A 19661-nucleotide genomic window follows, 5' to 3' on the forward strand; every position below is an offset into this window, starting at 1 on the left:
AACAATATGAGAGATTTCTTGAGCCATTATCTCATCTTCATGTCCTGCTTGATAACGATTGCCTATACTTGCCTCTGTGCTTGCACCACTAGAGATTAAGCCTTGAGTTGAGCCTTCTATCTTAATATATGCTGGTTGTGCCATGATAAGTCCTTTGTGCTGATATTATAGTAAGAGGATTATAACATAAAAAGGGTTGAATGATGATAGATTTCTGAATAATAAGCTTCTTATAATAATCTTTTTTTAATGAAGATTCTTGCGAATAGATTTCTTAACAAGAGAGTCTTACAGATAAGCTTCTTGTGATAGACTTTTATAAGAAGCTATTTACAACATTATTGTGTTAAACTCTATCGCTTTGATAATAGATTCCGTAGCCCAATACTTACTTTACCACCATCAAGTATAGCTTGAACTTCAGAAGCAATAGGAGTATAAAGATTATGTTTTGTTGCAATCTCTGTAATGGATTTTGCACTATACACTCCTTCTGCAATTTCCCCTAACTCCTCTAAAATATCAGATAATTTTTTGTCTTTTGCTAAAGCAAAACCTACGCGATAATTACGCGACATAGTAGAATTTGAAGTAAGAAATAAGTCTCCACTGCCAGATAATCCTAAAAATGTTTTTGTTTTTGCTCCAAAAAACTTACCAAATCTTGCCATTTCTACAAGCCCACGAGATAAAAGCGAAGCCTTAGCATTATTACCAAGTCCCAAACCATCGCAAATCCCACCAGCAATAGCAATTACATTCTTATATGCACCACAAATCTCAGCACCAATAACATCATGTTGTACATAAGTTTTCATAAAATTTGGAAAGCAACTTGCATATTTTTTGCTTAAGACATCGTTATAAGAGTGAATAACAACAGCACAAGGAAGCCCAGCCATTACCTCTTTTGCAAAGCTAGGACCAGCAAGATAGCAAAGATTTTCTTTTGTAAAATAAGCTTCTAAAATGTCATTAACAAATGCACCGCTACCTTGTTCTATACCTTTACATGCAACAAGAATTTTCATATCTTCATAAAAAGGTTGCAAAAACACAGCATTTTCCAAAAAGGAACGCAAAAAAGCACTTGCAATAGCAATCAAGCAAAGCGGATTCTTAGTTTGATTGTAATATTGTCCAAACTCATTATAATCTAGTTGGATTGGCATATTTTCATTTTCTTTGGAATCTAAATCTAATTTATCCATAATTGTATTGGACATATTTTGTTTCACTGCGGATATTGATTCAGGTTGATTAGATAGTTTGCATTGAGTGTTTTTTATAATATTGAAAGATTCTGATGGTTTTTTCGTGTTATTTAAATTTTGAGAGTTGAAATTATTGAGTAGGTTGTGATATTTTTTAGCAGATTCTATCCCAAAATGACTAAGATTCCTACGAGATAAAATAAAAACCCTATTTCTTTTGCTAAGTGCAAATGCAAGAGCCATTCCCCATGCACCGCCTCCAAATATAAAAATACATTGCATTATTGTTCTCCTATCTCCAACAATAAATGTTTATCATTAATTTTTTCGATTTCTTGTTGCAAACGCATATTTTCTTCATACAAAAGATCTTTTTCTATGGTAAGTTTAGATATGGCACGACTTGTATAGTAAATATTGTTTGAGAGATAAATTTTTGGTATAAACACACTTAAAATTAAGAATAAAACACAAAATGCCATAATAAGATGAAATTTTGCTAATCCTTCCTCATTATGTGTAAAATTCATCAGCCCTTCTTTTTCATCATTTGAGATTCTCATGGAATCATTTTGAGAAATATCATTGAAAGAATGCTTTTGTTTTTCTTGTGTCACATATTCTTTTTTATTTTGTTTTTTAGAATCTTGCATGTTTGCATGTTTATCATTTTGTCGCATAATAGTTCTTAGCATTTTATTTTAGTGATTTTACATAACGCCACTATTTAATTATTTTTTTGTATTATAGTAGAATATTATTATTTTTTCTAGAATCTTTTTAAGAATAAAGTTTTTAGCAAAAAGATTTTTAAGAGATAGAGATACAATCAATGACTTTGCAAGACACTTTGATTGTATGATAAATGCTTTTCATATCCTAAAAGGCATGTAAAAGCACATATTATGTTCTTCTTAAGGAAGAAATGTTACTAAGCAAGCTGGGCTTTCAACATCCAAATTGCTTTTTCTAGATGTGCGATTTGTGAATCTGCATATCCCTGCGTTGTTACATCATCTTTGCTACTTGCGGTTTTTGAAAGTTTTTGAAATTTAGAGAGAAAATATTTATAATCTTCTAAAATTGCCTCTAGAACTTCTTTTGATTTAAAATCTGATTTACTCTCTTCTTTAATCTTTGCAACACCAAGTGCCTCTTTAAGCGTTACGCACGGAATCTCGCCAAGTTGAATAATCCTTTCTGCTAAATCATCAAAAATTTCTGCAAATTCCTCATAGATTTTTTCTGTTGCACTATGCACTTGAGGAAAATCCTTGCCCTTTACATTCCAATGAAAATTATGTACTTTCATAAAAAAGACCAGAGAATCGGCTTGCAACTGCTTTAAAATTTTCATTTGTTCCATAAAAACACCTCGCATAAAATTAAAATATCTAGAAGTTTAACATACTTTCTGTAACTTTGCTATAATCTCTTTTATTCTTATTGATATTTTTTCAATAAGGCATTAGTATATTTTATAATTTCTTGTCTAAAACATAAAATGTCATTTAAAGTTTGGGGATATATCTCTTGTTCAAAATATAATAAAGCTTGTGGTATTACTTCAATAAATGCACCAAATGGGATTTTTGCATTTAAGAATAAATCTTGTAATATTTCATTGCTTGTGTTTAATACAATGCCTAAATGTGGTTTCTCAAGTAATAAATTCTTGTATCGCCATAATGGGTAACGATTTGTATCAATTTCTTGAAATTGAATACCACATAATTCTTTTATGCCAATTTTTTGAATATTAAAATGTTCTTTTGCTTTTTTTGTGTCGAGTCCATACGCAATGGGCAAGCACATATCAGCATAGCTTATATAAGCATCTAAAGATCCATCATTACTTTCAACCAATGCATGCACGATGGAGCTTCGTTCGATAAGAGCGTGAATTTTAGTTGTGTTAAAGAGCCAAAAAGCTTCTAATGTTTCATAGAGTTTATTGACCAGACTCGCAGAATCTATTGTAATTTTTTTTCCCATATTCCATGTTGGATGTTTCAAAACATCATTTAACATTGCATGTGGAATTCTTTCAAGTGGAACATCTCGCAAAGCACCACCAGAAGCTGTAATATAAAGTTGATAAAATTTCTTAAAAGAGTGCCTCAAATCGCGACTTATTTTATTTTTGTTTTTATTTGTAATACCATTGTTGCGGGTTATATTCTTATTGTGATAGAGAGAATCTAAAGAATCATGCACCATATTATTGTGTAGCAATGCATACAGGCTAAAATGTTCGCTATCAATGGGAAAAATCCTTTGTAAAAGTAATGTATCCCAGCAATCATGCGATAAAGAATCTTGAAAAGTAGTATTATGTTTTTTAGAATTATGATTTATAGATTGTGGCACAAAATCTTGCAAGATTTTTTCTCTTAGTAATCCTCCAGCAATAACTAAAGATTCTTTATTAGCTAAGATAAGATTTTTTCCCAAGTCTAATGCGTTTAAACTAAATTGTAAACCAGCATATCCGACAACAGCGTTGAGAACCTTATGTGATTGACATTGTTGTAGCATTTTTATAATGCCTTCCTGCCCAACAAAGACTTTAGAATCAAATGGTTGCAATAAGTGTAGGGCAGATTCATCATTTATGCCAACAAACTTTGGATGGAATGTCTTAATTTGTTCATTTAAAAGTTTGATATTATTTCCACAAGATAGTGCTTCAATATTTATTGCAAATTGTTTAGCAACTTTTAAAGCATTCACACCAATGCTCCCTGTGCTACCAAGTATAACCATTTTTTGCCTTTAGATTTTATAATTTTTAATTATTTAATTATTTATAACTCTATATTGTGCCACATTAACCAAAGAAAATCAAGTTTTTCATATCAAGTCTGAAAAGTTTAATAAAATATTTAATAGGTATCAAAAATAAAAGTATTCTCAATTTTTATAGGATAAAAAATCCCATTTCTTTTTCTTTTTTCTATTATTTCTATCAAAATACGATACAATTAGTATTTATAGAATCTCAAATAATAGTTTTTTGTCTTTAGATAAAATAAATATTATAAATATTGCAATATATTGAAAATGTAAAGGTGCAAACATCCTTATGAATAAAAAAATTTCATACAATTTTTGCAAATATATAACCCTTTTTTACTATGGTATAATATGCAACGATTAATCTTTAGTTCTTTTGCGATTATCTTTTTTTTTCTTATTTATTTTCTTTTAAACTCCACAAACTTTGAACGTATTAATCCCACAGTCCAACTTTCTGTTGTTAAGGATAAGTATATCACTTATTTGGTTGATACTTCATTTTATAATCCTGAAAATGACATTAAGTTGAATGCTTTTGATTCAAGTGGTCTTTCTTCATATAGCGTGAAAGTTACTAATAGTCGCGGTGAAGTCCTACTTGAAAATAAGGAGATTTTATTAAGGAAGTCCAAAAAGCTTGAAGTAACACTTCCCAAGCTTTCAAACCTCAAAAATGGAGATGAAATACTTTACAGCGTAAGCGTATATGATTGGAGCAATGCAAATTTTTTTAAAGGCAATAAAACTAATATTACAAGAAGACTTATTATTAATACACTTGCACCACAAATCCAAATTGTTGCAACTTCGGAGCAAATTACCCATGGTGGAAGTGCTTTAATTGCTTTTACAGTAAGAGATTTAGCCCAACATAAACAACAAGATGATAAGCAAAATGAGGGAATCGATAAAGTTATTGTAAGCAACGGACAAAATAACTTTGAAGCCTTTCCATTTATTAATGCACAAGGAAAACTCATTTATATTTCACTTATTGCATGGCCAATTACAAATACTTTCTTTGAGGGAAAAATACAAGTATTTGATAAAGCAATGAACGAACAAAATGTTATGATACCAATTAGCACAAATATTAATCAGATGCGTAGAAAATTGAATTTTGTAATTAATGAAAAATACCTTAGTAAAATTATCAAGAAGCTTGAAGAAAATACAATGATTCCAAATGATTTGGCTACGGATATTGAAAAATTCCAATTTTTTAATGAATCTATTCGTTCTCAAGATAATCAAAGAGTAGTAAGCTTTTTTCAAATTCTCAAACACACAAAAGTTAAAGAAAATATTACTCGTTTGAATGCTTTTGTTCCAATTTCAAACTCAACAATAAGTGGAAGATTTGGTGATGAATATACCTACAAATATCAAAAAGATATAGTGGGTACCAGCACACGTTTTGGTATTGTTCTGTTTAACAATGAAGATTCTGCTGTGATAAGTAGTAATAGTGGCGAAGTAGCTTTTATAGGAAATCTCGGAGAATATGGTAACCTTATTGCACTCAACCATGCTTTTGGGCTTAGCACGATTTATGGTTATTTAAAAGAGTTACCAAATATTCCGGAAAATATAGAATCGCTTGATACTATTGGTTATACTGGGCAAAGTGGATTTGCAACAACTAATAGTGTATATTTTGCAACTCTTGTGCAAGGATATTTTGTTAATCCACAAGAATGGATGAATCCAGAGTGGGTAAATACGAACATTAATCATGTGTTAGAAAAAGTACAACACTTTGGGGTAAGAAATTAGATCAATTCTTTATTACAGATTGGCTTTTTATACATTTTTAGATTCTGTGGAATCCCTCAGAATGTCCGATATTATCAAGGGAACATAGCAATATTCTTAAGTGCTTTATTTTCATCATAGCCAAAACGTAAATTAAGATTTTGTATAGCCTGTCCCGCAGCACCTTTAATGAGATTATCGATTGCCCCCATCATAATTACGCGTTTATTTCGAGAATCTAATCGCACACTTACATCAGTAAAATTACTTCCTCTTACCCATCTTGTTTGCGGTGGTGTGCCATTTTCAAGAACTCTTACAAAATATTTATCATAATAAAATTGTTTGTATATATTATCTAAATCTCTCTGTGTGATTGAAGCATAATGAGATTCTAAATTAGCATATGCAGTAATTAAAATCCCTCGATTCATGGGTATTAAATGTGGTGTAAAACTTATTGTAATGTCGTGTTTTGCAATATTTGAAAGATTTTGTTCTATTTCTGCTGTATGACGATGATTAATTAAACCATAAGCTTTTATATTCTCATTTACTTCACAAAATAAATTATCAAGTTTTGCACTTCTGCCAGCTCCAGAAACACCACTTTTTGCATCAATGATAATGCTTTTTGTATCAATAATCTTTTGTTGTAAGAGGGGGGCAATGCTAAGTGTGCTACAAGTTGGGTAACAACCCGGATTTGCTATGAGTTGTGCATGTTGTATCGCAGTTTTGTTTAATTCGCATAAACCATATACAGAATCTGCCAACAACTCAAGATTTTCATGAACAAAATGATAATACTCTTGATATTTCAATGGATTTTTCAAGCGAAAGTCTGCGGAAAGGTCAATTACAACGCACTGCTTGAGAATTTCTTTATGAAGAATTTTTACAAGAAATTCATGTGGTGTTGCAGTAATAATACAATCGCACTGCGTGGCGACTTCATGAAGGCTAAGATTTTGCATTGTCATATCATTAATGTCATAAAAATTTCCAAGTGTTGTGCCAATAGATTGACCTGCATTTGTGTTGCCACCAAGATAGACTACTTCTACTTCATCATGAGTCTGCAAGATTCTCAAAACTTCGCTACCACCATAACCACTTGCTCCAATGACTGCAACTTTTGTCATATCTCCCCCCTTTTTTCTTTTTATAGTTAGGTTTTTTGAAATACGAATTGAATTTTACTCGAAAAAAATAAAAATTTTCTAAAAATTAGGAATATTTTTGAGCTTTGGGTAGAGAATCTTTTTACCCAAATGTATTCTGTGGTTTATTAAAAATGCAAAAGCATAGTATTTTTGAAAAATAAATATTGTAAAACAAAGAAAAGTTTGTTAGAATCACCACATTGAGTCTTGTAAGATTCTATAAGTTAGTAGAATCGAAATTATACAAAAGGGAAACAATGCAACAAATACTACATAGCATCAATGATTTTAATGAAGCAAAGCAAGTAATTCCAGGTGGGGTAAATTCCCCTGTTCGTGCATTTGGTAGTGTTGGTGGTACACCAAGATTTATTAAAGAAGGTAAAGGTGCATATCTGATTGATGAAGATGGAAACTCTTATGTCGATTTTGTCCAAAGTTATGGTCCTTTGATTCTTGGGCATAGTCATGAAATTGTTGTTAGAGAGATTGTTAAAGCTGTTCATAAAGGATTAAGCTATGGTGCACCAACAGAACTTGAGACAAGTCTTGCAAAAGAAATTATTAGTGTATGCGAAGGTGTTGAGAAAATTCGCCTTGTCAATAGTGGCACAGAGGCAACCATGAGTGCTATTCGCCTTGCTCGTGCTTTTAGTGGGAAAGATGATATTATTAAATTTGAGGGTTGCTATCATGGACATAGCGATAGTTTGTTGGTAAAAGGTGGTAGCGGACTTGCTACATTTGGTGAAACAAGCTCTAAGGGTGTTATAGCTGATATTACAAAACATACACTTGTAGCAAAATATAATAGCTTAGATTCTGTGCGGGAGTGCTTAAGGTTAAGCAAAAATGTAGGGGCAATCATTGTTGAACCAATTGCTGGAAATATGGGATTAGTTCCGGCAACAAAAGATTTTTTACAGGGACTTCGTGAATTATGCGATAAGGAAAATATCGTTTTAATTCTTGATGAGGTTATGAGTGGATTTCGTGCGAGCTTCAAAGGTTCTTACCCATTTTATGGTGTGCAAGGAGATTTATGCACACTTGGTAAAGTCATCGGCGGAGGTATGCCACTTGCCGCATTTGGTGGAAGATCAGACATTATGGATATGCTTTCACCTGTTGGTGGTGTATATCAAGCAGGGACATTAAGTGGAAATCCAATTGCAGTAACTGCAGGACTTGCTACTCTTGGGGTGATTAAGCAAGATTTAAACCTTTATACACATTTAGAGAATCTTGCAAATCGTTTTGTTAATGGATTCCAAGAAATTGCAATGCAATATCATATTGCATTGCAAACATCTGTTCGTGGGAGTATGATAGGATTCTTTTTTGCACAAGATTCTGTGTATGATTGGGATAGTGCAGCAAAAGCGGATACTCAATTTTATTCAATTTTTCATGCAAAAATGCTTGAGAAAGGTGTGAATTTCGCTCCGTCTCAATTTGAAACAAGCTTCCTTTGTGCACCATTTAATAATGATATTATAGATTCTGTTTTAGTAAAAATTGAGGAATCTTTTAAGGAGATAAAGGCAGGGCAATAAAATTGCATAGTTTATTTATTCCATTAAAGCAGAATACTAGATAGCTACAAGAGAATTTTTAAGATTTTCTGTAACTATTACATTAAGTTTTTAGGATAAATTAAGACAAGATTTCAGCAAATATGCTTACATAATTTTTAATGTATTCTATAATTATTTGATATGAGATTTTACATCATAATATGACATTATTTGCAGGAAATAAAGAGTTTTTGCATTGTAGGTAACTCTTATTTACAATACAACCTCTTTCAAAGTATGCTATAATTTGCTTATTTTATTAGGATTATTTTAAGTAAAGTAGCAGCTCAATTTATTCTTTAATAATGCTAAAAAATTTAAAAGTTCTTATACAAAAATTATGGTAAATAGTATTTGTAAAAAATGGAATATAAGTCTTGCAATAGAGCAATGAGGATGATAATGAAAAAAATAATAATGCTTTTATTGTGCTTGAATTGTTTGCTCCTTATTGCAAAAGATTCCTATGCCAAAAAATCTTCTCAATCTAAGCAAGAAAAACAAACACAAGATTCTACACAAAAAGCTCAAATCCAACAATTAAAGCTTCCAAATTTTAATAAATCAAAAGAGGCAAAGGAAACTCTTTATCAAAGTATTTCTCTTCAATTTGGTAACACAAAAAAGAAATATAAGATTCTCAAAAAGGGCATTATTGCAAGCAAGATGACCCATAATCTTTTTAAGGATTCTACAAAAACTTGTAACGAACTTTTACTGATTGCACTTAAAGATATGCAAGAACAAGCAATCAATACAAATGGAACAAAACTTATAAATATCGTAAGTAATTTCCCAAATACTTCTCATAATAGCTCTACAACATTTCAATGTGAAGTTGGTAGCGTTTTTACAATTATTATGCTAAAGGCAAATATTGCACGATAGAGGTAATGGGGAATTAAGATTCATATTATAAGATTTATTTGTCATTTAGAAAAGCAAGATTCTTTGAAGAGTAAATTTCTCATTTTTTCAATTCACAGAATCAATAAAATATACATTATAATAATAGCTCCAATAAAGGAGTGTTATGATTCATTACCCATTTTTGCATACTCAATTTCACAAAGATTCTAGAATACTGATACTTGGTTCATTCCCTTCTGTCAGTTCAAGGAAGTTAGGATTCTATTATCAGCATCCGCAAAATCGCTTTTGGAAAGTGCTTTACAGAATCTTTTCTCAACAAATGCCTTATGATACAAATACAACAAAACTAGATATAATACTTCCTTGCACACAATTTGGAAATCCAAAGAAATATCTTTTTGCAACATCTCAATGTATAGATTCTCAATCCACAATAGCACAACAAAAGGCATTTTTGCAAATTCATAATATCGTGCTATGGGATATTATAAAAAGTTGTGAAATCATAGGTTCGAGTGATACAAGCATTAAAAATATTATACCAAATGATATACGCACACTTTTAGCCCAAACAAACATTGATATAATAGCACTTAATGGCAATAAGGCGGGTAAGATTTTTGCAAAAATATATCATCACACAATCGATCATGCAAAAGACACACATTTTTATAGAATCCTTACACCCAAAAATCATGCTTATACGCTTAAGCCAAATCTTAAGATTTTTCTCCTCCCATCAACAAGTCCTGCAAATGCAAGGTTTGGACTTGAGAATCTCATAGAATCTTGGTGTATTATAGCTACTAAAAAATAGACTTGTTAACAAACTAATAAAAATTTCTTAGGAAATATTCAAGGTTAAAATACATAAATTTAAGAAAAGTATATGGAATCTATAAGGTTGCATTGTGGCACTCTGTCATAAAAAATTAAGAGAGTGAAAAAATAAAATCAGACTCAAAATTTAATAAAAGCAGTGAAGCAGACAAAATTTTTGTTTGAATCCCAAATATAAATGTTATCATTGCACCATAATACCATGTAATGTGCTTCCAATAACCTCATTAATACGCACATTGATAACCTCGCCTATGTCTATAAATTCGCGTATCTTTACCAGGCGGTTCGTATCACTTCGCCCTTCGCTATAAGTTTCATTGAGCAACATTCTATTATTTTCAATAAGCACTTTATGAATCTTTCCAATTTCATTTTGACTATTTTCTTGTAAAATTACTTTGTGCCTCTCTTGCAGTCTTGCCAATCTCTCTTTTGCAATTTCTTTTTTTATGCTTCCTTTATTACCCCATGAATGTGAAAGCGTATTTGGACGTGGTGAATAAATAAAACTATAAAGAGTATCAAAACGCACTTTATCTAATACTTTCATTGTTTCCTCAAAATCTTCATTTGTCTCACCCGGAAAGGCAACAATAATATCTGTGCTGATACCGACATTTGGAACTCTTTGTTTTAAATACTCAATGCGATTAAGATACCAATCTTGTGTATAACCTCGCTTCATGGCTTTAAGAATCTTATCAGAGCCACTTTGTAGCGGGATATGAATACTCTTGCAAATCTTTGGATTTTGTGCGAACTCATCTAAAAATGTATTATCCATGTGTAATGGATGAGGACTTGTAAAACGGATTCTTTCTAAGCCATCAATTTTGCTTAATTCTTGTAAAAGCATAGTAAAATCAATTTTTGGGTGCGGGTTGCTAAAGCGGATTCCGTAGTTATTAACATTTTGTCCAAGCAAGAGAATCTCTTTTGTTCCACCTTGCACTAATTTATGTGCTTCTTTTAGGATTAGGTCTAATGGAATTGATATTTCTTTCCCGCGTGTAAAAGGCACAATACAATATGCACATTTTTTGTCACAACCAATAGAAATATTTAACAATGCCTTGAAATTACTCTTTTTAGAATCTGCAAACATATAAGTGCTATCATCATAATCAATGCCTACTTCAACAGCTTTTGACTTATGGATAATGCTTGTAATTTTTGAGATATTGCGTGCACCAAGGACAAAATCTACATGTGGAGATTTTTTAATAATTTCCTTGCCCATTGCACTTGCCGTGCAACCACATACTCCAATTTTTGCACCATTTTTTTTATATTTTGCAAAATGTCCTATTTCACTAAAAAGCTTTTGCTCAGGCTTTTCGCGTACAGAGCAGGTATTAATCAGAATTAAATCTGCCTCATGCAAATTTGGTGTAAGGGTATACCCCTCTTTTTTTTGTAATTCTGAAATAATATGTTCGCTATCACGCACATTCATTGCACATCCCAGCGTTTCAATATAGAGTTTCATTGAAGATTCTCTCTCCTTAAAATTCATAATAAATATATTGGAATCTGAAATTATAACAACAAGTTTTTAAGAATTTGTAATGTTATTTGTGTCTATACATAAACAATAAAGATTCTGTAAAAATTATTGAAATTTCCATAAAATTGATACAATAGAGTTTATTAATTTATAGCAACTTGGGGAATTATATTTTCTATAAAATTTTTCAAGAGATTGTTAAACAACTTTAGTTTCATTGGTTTTATTATAAGATTTCAAAAGTGTCTTTTATTAAAATGAATGCCTTATATCCCTAGAATCTTGTAGCCATTTTGGGATGAGCTTCATTGGTGAATGATAAAATATCCCCCTTGTATCGCAGTTTTTTGGGGGATTCCACGCATTGAGATTCCCATTAAAGTTACTCCATGCAAACGCCGAATTGAGATTTTTGACTTTTTCTACACGCCAAGTGCTTATATTGCCATTAAACGCCCACGCACCATAAAAAATCCCACGCATATTTACTACATTTCGCGTATCCCATTTATCTAGCGGTTGATTGAAGTTTGTGAGGGCAAACATCGCATTCATATTTTTGACTTTCGCGACATTCCAACCATTGAGAGGTTCATTAAATCGTGCATTGCGATAAAACATCGTGTTCATATCAACAACATTACTCGTGTCCCAAGATTCTATGCCTTTGAAGTCCTTTCGCTCAAACGCCGAATCCACACATTTTTCTAGCCCATCATACACACAAAAGAGATAGCTCATATCCATAATTTGCGAAGTATTGATAGAATCTAGCCTTATTATTTCATTCTTAAGAAGCACGAGCAATTCTTCCTTATTTTTAGGAATATACTGATTATTTTGTCGCGCGATATTTGATAGTATTTTTTCATAATATTTGCTATCTCGAAATACGCCCTGATACCAAATCGGAGGCTTACGCAACCCGCTATTTTCAAACGCCCCTTTATCCTCGATATTTGTAGGCACTTGCATAGAATCCAAATTTTGATTCAAACTCTTTGCCCCCTTGAAAAGCCACGAAATACGCTTCACACTCCCCAGCTTCCACGCATTTATATCTTGATTGAACGATTTAGCGAATGCAAACATTGCGTCGATGTCCTCCACACTCCTCATATCCCATTTATCTAGCGGTTGATTGAAGTTTGTGAGGGCAAACATCGCATTCATATTTTTGACTTTCGCGACATTCCAACCATTAAGCGGCTGATTAAAAGATTTTGCAAGGGTGAACATTCCACGCATAGAGATGACATTACCTGTATCCCACGCACTTATATCTTGATTGAAAGATTCTGCCTCGCGAAACATCGCACTCATACTCTCCACTTTCGCGACATTCCATTTGCCAATGGGTGCATTAAAATCGCGTTTCGCATAAAACATTGCAGACATATTTTTGACATTTGAGGTATCCCAAGATTCTATGCCTCTAAAATCTTTGCGTTCCTTTGCTGAGTCATTGCATCGTGTCCAAATACTCGCACAAAAAAGATAGCTCATATCATCAATCGCATTTGTATCAATAGAATCTAGCTTGATTTTTTCATCTTTGAGCAAAGTGAGAAGTTCGGTTTTATTTTGTGGGAAATATTTGTGCGTTTTAGAATCTTTTGTATGCGATAAAGCCTTAGATTCCGCAAAATCTAAAAGCATAATCCACGCAAATAATACTGCAACAATCTTTTTCATTTCAATCTCCTTTAAAAATCCATATTGACACTAACCCAATAATTCCTACCTTCTTGAATGTAGTTGTAGGTATTATCAACTGATGCACTTGCATCGTTATTATTGCTTTGCCATGCGTATTGACGATAATCGATAAAGCTTTGATTGAGGAGATTGCGAATAGCAAAATTTAATCTCAACTGCTTGTTTATTTTATAGTTTGTTCCCAAGTGAAGCAAAAAATAAGGTTTATAATAATCCCCCAAAATAGCTCTCCTATCCGCACTATCATTCCTGAATCGTTTGCCTTGATACTCACCACGCAAATAGATTCCTAAATCCTTATAAGCATAACTTAAGCGGAATGAAGCAATGTGATTGGCAATATTTGCTATTGGATAACCCTTCATACTGCCACTTAATTGCTGACTATCAATAAAGGTATAAGTCGCATCGATTCCAAAACCATAAAGAGGCTTCATTCCTATAAAAAGCTCTAAGCCCTGTGTATAACTTTTATCGATATTGATAGCTTGATAACATGAGTTAAAACTTGTGCAATTTGCATTATTAGCAGGATTTATGGCTACTTCACTAATTTTATCTATAAAAAGATTATAGAAATAAGTCGCCCCCAAATCAAAATAATCATTATCGCTTATGATACTAAGCTCCGCACTTAGGCTACTCTCTGGCTTGAGGTTTGGATTCCCTACAAGCCCTGCCTGCCCCCGCCTTGTGCTGCCATAAAGCCCCTCAATTAACATATTCATCGCTGGAGCTTTATATCCCATACTCACGCCACCCTTCAAAGTGAGCCACTCGGGAATCGCCTCATAGACGACATAAGCCTTTGGTGAAGTATGGAATCCAAAACGAGAATTCCAATCCTCTCTCACGCCAAGCGTGAAAATGATGTTATCAAGTGCCGCCCATTCATCTTCAGCAAAAAGTGAAAGTGTATGATAAGAAAATTTACTAGGACTAGCGACTTTATCCTGCATATGTGCAAACCAATAACTCCCACCGATAGTCAGGAGGTTGTCTGCAGGAAGTAGGACGAAGCTCTTAGATTCTAGCACAATGTCTTTTCCTTGCAAATCACGAGAAGTTTGAGAATCTTTCATCATGCCATCATTCCATGATTGATTGAATTGAATTGAATTGTCCATACTAAAACTCTCATATTCCCCCTTATGTGCGAGGATATAATTGTTTCGACGGACGACATATTGGCTTGCTACAATATCGTGATTTGCAATTTGTTGAGAAGCATTATCATAAAATTGCTGGGCATAAGAAATATCGAGATAGAGATTGTTTGAAGCGTTTGGATTATAGAGGATTCTACCACCTACATCATAGATATGTGCTTTGCTAGGGCGTTTATCATTACCCTCTATCATTGTCCCTATGCTTGGGAATCCTGTGTCGTTTGTAGGAGGAGGCAAACTGATAGGGTATGAGTAATTGAGATCGGTCGGCTCACGGAATTGATAGCGTCCGCGAAGCTACATACCTAGCGTGTCCTTGATGAAAGGCAATGTCGCAAAGAGATTTGCTGTATAATTTGAGCCATAAGAGCGATTTTCAGTTTGCATTGTCTCTAACCCCATGCTTACGCCGTATTTATCAAGCTTTTTCTTGAGGATAATATTCACTACCCCACCAATCGCATCACTTCCGTAAAGTGTGCTCATCGGTCCTCGTATGACTTCGATTCGCTCAATAGCTGATAATGGAGGCATAAAACTTAAATCGCTTTGTGAATAGCCTGAATTTGTCGTAGCCATATTGCCCGCCACGCCCTGTCTCTTGCCATCTATCAAGATAAGCGTGTAGGTGCTAGGCATACCGCGTATAGAAATTCCTAAGCCCCCCATTCGCCCTTGCTCTGTGCCAATATCGACACTGGGAATATCGGCGAGTGCCTCTGCTAAGTCTTTATGTGGTTTTTTCTCCAAATCCTCCCTCCCAATCACACTGATTGAAGCTGGTGCGTCGATTAGTAGTTGTTCTGTGCCTTTTGCAGTGGTAACAATTTTATCGAGCATGTAAGTTTTTTCTTCTTTTGATGTGTTTGATTGATTGGAATCTTTTGCATGTATTAATTCTTGCGCATGTATTGTGGTAATCATTAACATAATGACAAGAGATACTAAATATTTATTATATTTTTTTATTTTCTTGATAGTTGTCATATGAATCCTTAGTCATCTAAGCATAAATTGTAAGTTAATAGATATTTTGTGGTATAAAATTCATTTGCATTAAATTTCTTTTAATAATTATAAATACTGTCATTATAACTTAAATAATAAATTATAGATTAAATAATAAATTATAGAAAAGTTATAAACTTTATTATTAAAATAAGTTTTTAATATGTAACCAATAGTAATAAATAATATTGTAATTAAGATTCCAATCTCTGTTGTCAAAGCAATGTTTGATATATTTTAGATTCTATAACATTAATAAAGTTTTTATAATTATATTTAGCTTTCTAGCAAGGTTTAGCAATAATGCAAAAAATATAGTATAATTAAAACACTATAAAATGCTTATAATTTAGAGAAGAATATATGCAAAATTTTATCAAATTTTTACAATCACATAATGAGTTAAAAGTTATTGATGAGCCTTTAGATATTGAACTAGAAATACCACATTTGGCATATCTTGAGGTAAAGAAAAAAGACTCAAAAGCCCTCCTTTTTACAAATCCAATTTCTAAAATGCCGAGTTTGACTACAAACAATTCTTTCCAAAATTTATCAAAATCAACTCACGACAAACACTCTATGGAATCTCTTTTTGTTGCATACAATGATAGTGATAAGATTCAAAAATTTCACATTCCCGTATTGATGAATGTTTTTGGGTCGCAGAGACGATTGGAACTTATTGCAACGCATTATCAATGCGATATAAAGGCTCGCTCTTTGGAATCTATCGCACAAGAAATAAAAAATCTTATGAATTTTGCATTACCAAAAAGTTTGAGTGCAAAAATTGCAAAGCTAAAAGATTTATGGAAAGTAAGACATGTGTTTCCAAAACGATACAAAGGTTCTCCTCCATGTCAGACAAAAATCTTTCAAGGAGATACCATCGATTTATTCTCATTGCCAATCTTGAAAACTTGGGAAGAAGATGGTGGTAGATTTATCACAATGGGACAAGTTTATACACAAGGTTTCAATGGTGAATCTCGCAATGTTGGCATGTATCGTTTGCAGGTAAAGTCAAAAGATGAACTTATTATGCATTGGCAAATTCATAAAGATGGTATGCATTTTTTTCATGAGTATAAAAGAGCAAACAAGCCAATGCCTGTTAGCATTGCTATTGGCGGAGACCCTCTTTATATTTGGTGCGGACAAGCTCCAATGCCACCAAAAGTTTTTGAACTTATGCTTTATGGGTTAATTCGTAATAAAAATGCCAAACTCGCACAATGTGTCAGCAATGAATTAAGTGTGCCTTATGATTGCGACATTGTGATTGAAGGATTTGTTGATACTAATTATTTTGCACCAGAGGGAAAATTTGGTGACCACACCGGATTCTATACACCCATTGAATCTTATCCCGTAATGAAAATTAAAGCTATTACAACAAAGCATGAACCTATTTATCTCGCAACAGTCGTTGGCAAACCACCACTTGAAGATAAATATATGGGTTACATGACTGAAAGGCTTTTTTTGCCGTTATTACAGATGACGACACACGGCTTAATCGATTATGCTATGCCTGAAAATGGCGTATTTCATAATTTGATTTTTGCAAAAGTGCAAGTAGATTATCCCGCACAAAGCCTACAAATTATGCATGCTTTTTTTGGAATAGGACAAATGAGTTTTGTAAAACACGCCCTCTTTCTGAGTCATCATGCACCAAGTTTGCATAATGACTATAAGATTCTCACAGATTATATTCTTAATCGCATTGGGACAAAACAGCTTTATGTTACACAAGGGATTTGTGATGCACTCGATCATGCATGTGAAAATTTTGCAATAAGCGGGAAACTTGGTATTGATGCGAGTGGTGAGGAAATTTCATTTGGTTTTAAATCCATAGATTCTGGATCATTATTACAAAAAATGCAAATCATCGCACCAGAAATCAAATCTGTGCATATTTATCCACATAAAAATCCTATTATCATTTGTGGTATTCAAAAAAACACAAAACCAATTTTTGCATATCTTGAGAGATTCTATGGAGAATTATATGAATATGGACAATTTTTTATTTTTGTAGATGACACAAATGATTTAGAAAATTATTATATGTTAGTATGGAGGATTGTAAATTCTATTGATGTGCAACGCGATTTAAAAATTATTTCACACAATACTTATGCCAATTTATCCCAATCTAATCAGAAAAATTCTCACATATTGGATTCTAAAGATTCTATATCACAAAGTTCACATGAACCACAAGTAGCCTTTTTAGATGCTACTGCAAAAAGTAATCTCGAGGGTTACAACCGAGAGTGGCCAAAAGATACCAACTGCACAGAATCTATAATTGTATCATTAAAAAATCGTGGTTTGCTTGATGGTATTGATGAAACATTTTTTAAAAGATTTGGCATTTTAAAATAAAATCGCATGATATTTTTCATTACTTTAATAAAATGAAAGATGAGAAATCCTCAAATATTTTAAATATTTATTAATCAAGAGATATGTCCAAATTTGTAAAGAAAACTAAACGAATATTTTATGAATTGATAGGGGAACTTACCGAATTTGAGAGGAAAATATAATAAATTAATTATTATAATATCCCTAAAAATCTAAAAAATTGGAATTTATTTTATTGTTAATTAAAATCAAATCCACCACTTTTACCTTTATTCATATTCTCATACACATTTTTAACATAAGATGTACGTATGTTGCAATTAAGCAACTCTGTGCAACCAAGACATGAAGTTATTTTTTTATTTATTTGACATTGTTGCAATGTGGTCTTTGCCTGTAAAAATCGTGCGTAATATTCGTCATTTTGATAATTTTGTGTATCCATAAAAATCCCTTGTATCATTAAACTTAAAAAAGAATATTACAATAAAATTCCTAAATCTTAATACTTTTTGCGTGATAATTTCTTATGAATTCAATAGACTATAAATTTTTAGTTAATTATCTAAAATAATCCCGACAGGGCAGTGATCGCTCCCAAAAATGTCGGGATAAATCATCGCTTCTTGCAGACGAGATTCTAGACATTTTGAAAGCAAAAAATAATCGATTCTCCAACCTGTATTATTTGCACGAGCTTTTCCCATGTAGCTCCACCATGTATATGCACTTTCTTTATCGGGATAAAAATAGCGATAAGAATCAATAAAGCCAGATTCTAAGAGCTGACTCATTTTTTCTCGCTCTTCATCGGTAAAACCAGCATTTCTGCGATTTGTTTTAGGGTTTTTCAAATCAATCTCTTTATGTGCCACATTAAGATCACCACACACAACAACGCCTTTTTTGTATTCTAATTGTTTTAAAAATGCACGAAAATCATCTTCCCATTCTTGTCGATAAGATAATCTTTCAAGCTCTCGTTTTGAATTTGGAGTATAAACATTTACAAGATAAAAATCTTTATATTCTGCCGTGATAATTCTTCCTTCTTTATCATGGTGGGAGATTCCCATATCATTCACAACATTTATTGGTTGTTCTTTTGTCAAAATCAATGTGCCAGAGTAACCCTTTTTTTCTGCACTATTCCAAAAGTTATGATAACCTTGAAACTCAAAAGTTGCTTGCTCTTTTTGCATTTTTGTTTCTTGAATACAAAACACATCGGCATTGATAGAATCAAAAAATTCCATAAAGCCTTTTTCCATACAGGCTCTTAAACCATTTACATTCCATGAAATTAGTTTCATTTTGTAACCTTAAATATTTTCTATTAGAAATTTTATTCTAGATTATTTATATAGCATTATTATATTTTTTGAAAATAGTAGTGATTCAGATAAAACTATAAAATATGTAATTATAGATTATAGTAAAAAATATTGTGTAAATAATGATATAATATTTTTTACTACATCAAAAAATTGGATAAATTTCCGCTAAACAATAAACCACTTCGCTAAAATAAATAGTATTTTCGCAAAGAAAAAAGATACTTTTTCTAAATTTTTATTCAAGTAACTTGACAATTGATAGTATTTTTTATATTATTAAACCTAATGTTTTGTTATTAATATTCTATATTC

General features: G+C 32.3%; 16 protein-coding genes and 1 pseudogene. 5 read left to right on the plus strand and 12 right to left on the minus strand.

Annotated elements, in window-relative coordinates; genetic code table 11:
* The 5 genes and pseudogenes from CQA53_RS13265 to CQA53_RS05255 form a co-directional block, all read right to left on the minus strand.
* Window positions 1–144, minus strand: a pseudogene (locus CQA53_RS13265) (type VI secretion system tube protein Hcp); the annotation flags it as partial.
* A gap of 209 nt (window positions 145–353) precedes the next feature.
* Window positions 354–1496 carry an NAD(P)H-dependent glycerol-3-phosphate dehydrogenase gene (locus tag CQA53_RS05240; protein ID WP_115542975.1) on the minus strand — a complete coding sequence of 381 codons (1143 nt, stop codon included), beginning with the start codon at window positions 1494–1496 and terminating at the stop codon, window positions 354–356.
* Window positions 1496–1894 (minus strand): hypothetical protein, encoded by a 399-nt coding sequence (locus tag CQA53_RS05245; protein WP_245945682.1) that lies wholly within the window; start codon window positions 1892–1894, stop codon window positions 1496–1498. The genes CQA53_RS05240 and CQA53_RS05245 overlap by 1 nt, the downstream gene beginning before the upstream one ends.
* A 251-nt stretch (window positions 1895–2145) precedes the next feature.
* On the minus strand, window positions 2146–2580 hold the full coding sequence (locus CQA53_RS05250; RefSeq protein ID WP_115542976.1) for a Dps family protein: 435 nt from the start codon (window positions 2578–2580) through the stop codon (window positions 2146–2148).
* Window positions 2581–2657: 77 nt separating this feature from the next.
* Window positions 2658–3980 carry a 1-deoxy-D-xylulose-5-phosphate reductoisomerase gene (locus CQA53_RS05255; protein ID WP_115542977.1) on the minus strand — a complete coding sequence of 441 codons (1323 nt, stop codon included), beginning with the start codon at window positions 3978–3980 and terminating at the stop codon, window positions 2658–2660.
* Between the two features lie 381 nt (window positions 3981–4361).
* Here CQA53_RS05255 and CQA53_RS05260 point away from each other — a divergent pair, with 381 nt between their 5' ends.
* Window positions 4362–5789 (plus strand): M23 family metallopeptidase, encoded by a 1428-nt coding sequence (locus CQA53_RS05260; protein ID WP_115542978.1) that lies wholly within the window; start codon window positions 4362–4364, stop codon window positions 5787–5789.
* A 74-nt stretch (window positions 5790–5863) separates the two neighbouring features.
* On the opposite strand, the gene argC is transcribed toward CQA53_RS05260, so the two are convergent.
* Window positions 5864–6913 (minus strand): N-acetyl-gamma-glutamyl-phosphate reductase, encoded by a 1050-nt coding sequence (gene argC, locus CQA53_RS05265; RefSeq protein WP_115542979.1) that lies wholly within the window; start codon window positions 6911–6913, stop codon window positions 5864–5866.
* Between the two features lie 278 nt (window positions 6914–7191).
* Here argC and hemL point away from each other — a divergent pair, with 278 nt between their 5' ends.
* The 3 genes from hemL (at window position 7192) to CQA53_RS05280 (ending at window position 10201) form a co-directional block, all read left to right on the plus strand.
* Window positions 7192–8490 carry a glutamate-1-semialdehyde 2,1-aminomutase gene (gene hemL / locus CQA53_RS05270; RefSeq protein WP_115542980.1) on the plus strand — a complete coding sequence of 433 codons (1299 nt, stop codon included), beginning with the start codon at window positions 7192–7194 and terminating at the stop codon, window positions 8488–8490.
* Window positions 8491–8913: 423 nt separating this feature from the next.
* Window positions 8914–9399 carry a hypothetical protein gene (locus CQA53_RS05275; RefSeq protein ID WP_115542981.1) on the plus strand — a complete coding sequence of 162 codons (486 nt, stop codon included), beginning with the start codon at window positions 8914–8916 and terminating at the stop codon, window positions 9397–9399.
* A 145-nt stretch (window positions 9400–9544) separates the two neighbouring features.
* Window positions 9545–10201 (plus strand): uracil-DNA glycosylase family protein, encoded by a 657-nt coding sequence (locus CQA53_RS05280; protein WP_115542982.1) that lies wholly within the window; start codon window positions 9545–9547, stop codon window positions 10199–10201.
* Between the two features lie 207 nt (window positions 10202–10408).
* Here CQA53_RS05280 and miaB read toward each other — a convergent pair whose 3' ends face one another.
* The 4 genes from miaB to CQA53_RS05300 all read right to left on the minus strand — a co-directional run bounded on the left by miaB (window position 10409) and on the right by CQA53_RS05300 (window position 15609).
* Entirely contained in the window at window positions 10409–11716 is a 1308-nt protein-coding gene (gene miaB, locus CQA53_RS05285; RefSeq protein ID WP_115542983.1) for a tRNA (N6-isopentenyl adenosine(37)-C2)-methylthiotransferase MiaB, read from the minus strand.
* A 270-nt stretch (window positions 11717–11986) separates the two neighbouring features.
* The gene (locus CQA53_RS05290) at window positions 11987–13429 is read right to left on the minus strand and encodes a BspA family leucine-rich repeat surface protein (protein ID WP_115542984.1); all 1443 of its coding nucleotides are present in this window, start codon (window positions 13427–13429) and stop codon (window positions 11987–11989) included.
* Between the two features lie 11 nt (window positions 13430–13440).
* Complete coding sequence (locus CQA53_RS05295; RefSeq protein ID WP_181882365.1) at window positions 13441–14859, minus strand: TonB-dependent receptor domain-containing protein; 1419 nt, start codon at window positions 14857–14859, stop codon at window positions 13441–13443.
* Window positions 14860–14919: 60 nt separating this feature from the next.
* Window positions 14920–15609 (minus strand): TonB-dependent receptor plug domain-containing protein, encoded by a 690-nt coding sequence (locus CQA53_RS05300; protein ID WP_115542986.1) that lies wholly within the window; start codon window positions 15607–15609, stop codon window positions 14920–14922.
* 384 nt (window positions 15610–15993) lie between these two features.
* On the opposite strand from CQA53_RS05300, the gene CQA53_RS05305 reads away from it, so the two are divergent.
* Window positions 15994–18030, plus strand: coding sequence for a menaquinone biosynthesis decarboxylase (locus CQA53_RS05305; RefSeq protein WP_115542987.1), 2037 nt, complete (start codon window positions 15994–15996; stop codon window positions 18028–18030).
* 220 nt (window positions 18031–18250) lie between these two features.
* On the opposite strand, the gene CQA53_RS05310 is transcribed toward CQA53_RS05305, so the two are convergent.
* Both CQA53_RS05310 and CQA53_RS05315 read right to left on the minus strand, forming a co-directional pair.
* Window positions 18251–18457 carry a hypothetical protein gene (locus CQA53_RS05310; protein ID WP_115542988.1) on the minus strand — a complete coding sequence of 69 codons (207 nt, stop codon included), beginning with the start codon at window positions 18455–18457 and terminating at the stop codon, window positions 18251–18253.
* Between the two features lie 112 nt (window positions 18458–18569).
* Window positions 18570–19325 (minus strand): exodeoxyribonuclease III, encoded by a 756-nt coding sequence (locus tag CQA53_RS05315; protein ID WP_115542989.1) that lies wholly within the window; start codon window positions 19323–19325, stop codon window positions 18570–18572.
* Between the last annotated feature and the right edge of the window lie 336 nt (window positions 19326–19661).

Source organism: Helicobacter didelphidarum, from assembly GCF_003364195.1.
Classification (GTDB): Bacteria; Campylobacterota; Campylobacteria; order Campylobacterales; family Helicobacteraceae; genus Helicobacter_A; species Helicobacter_A didelphidarum.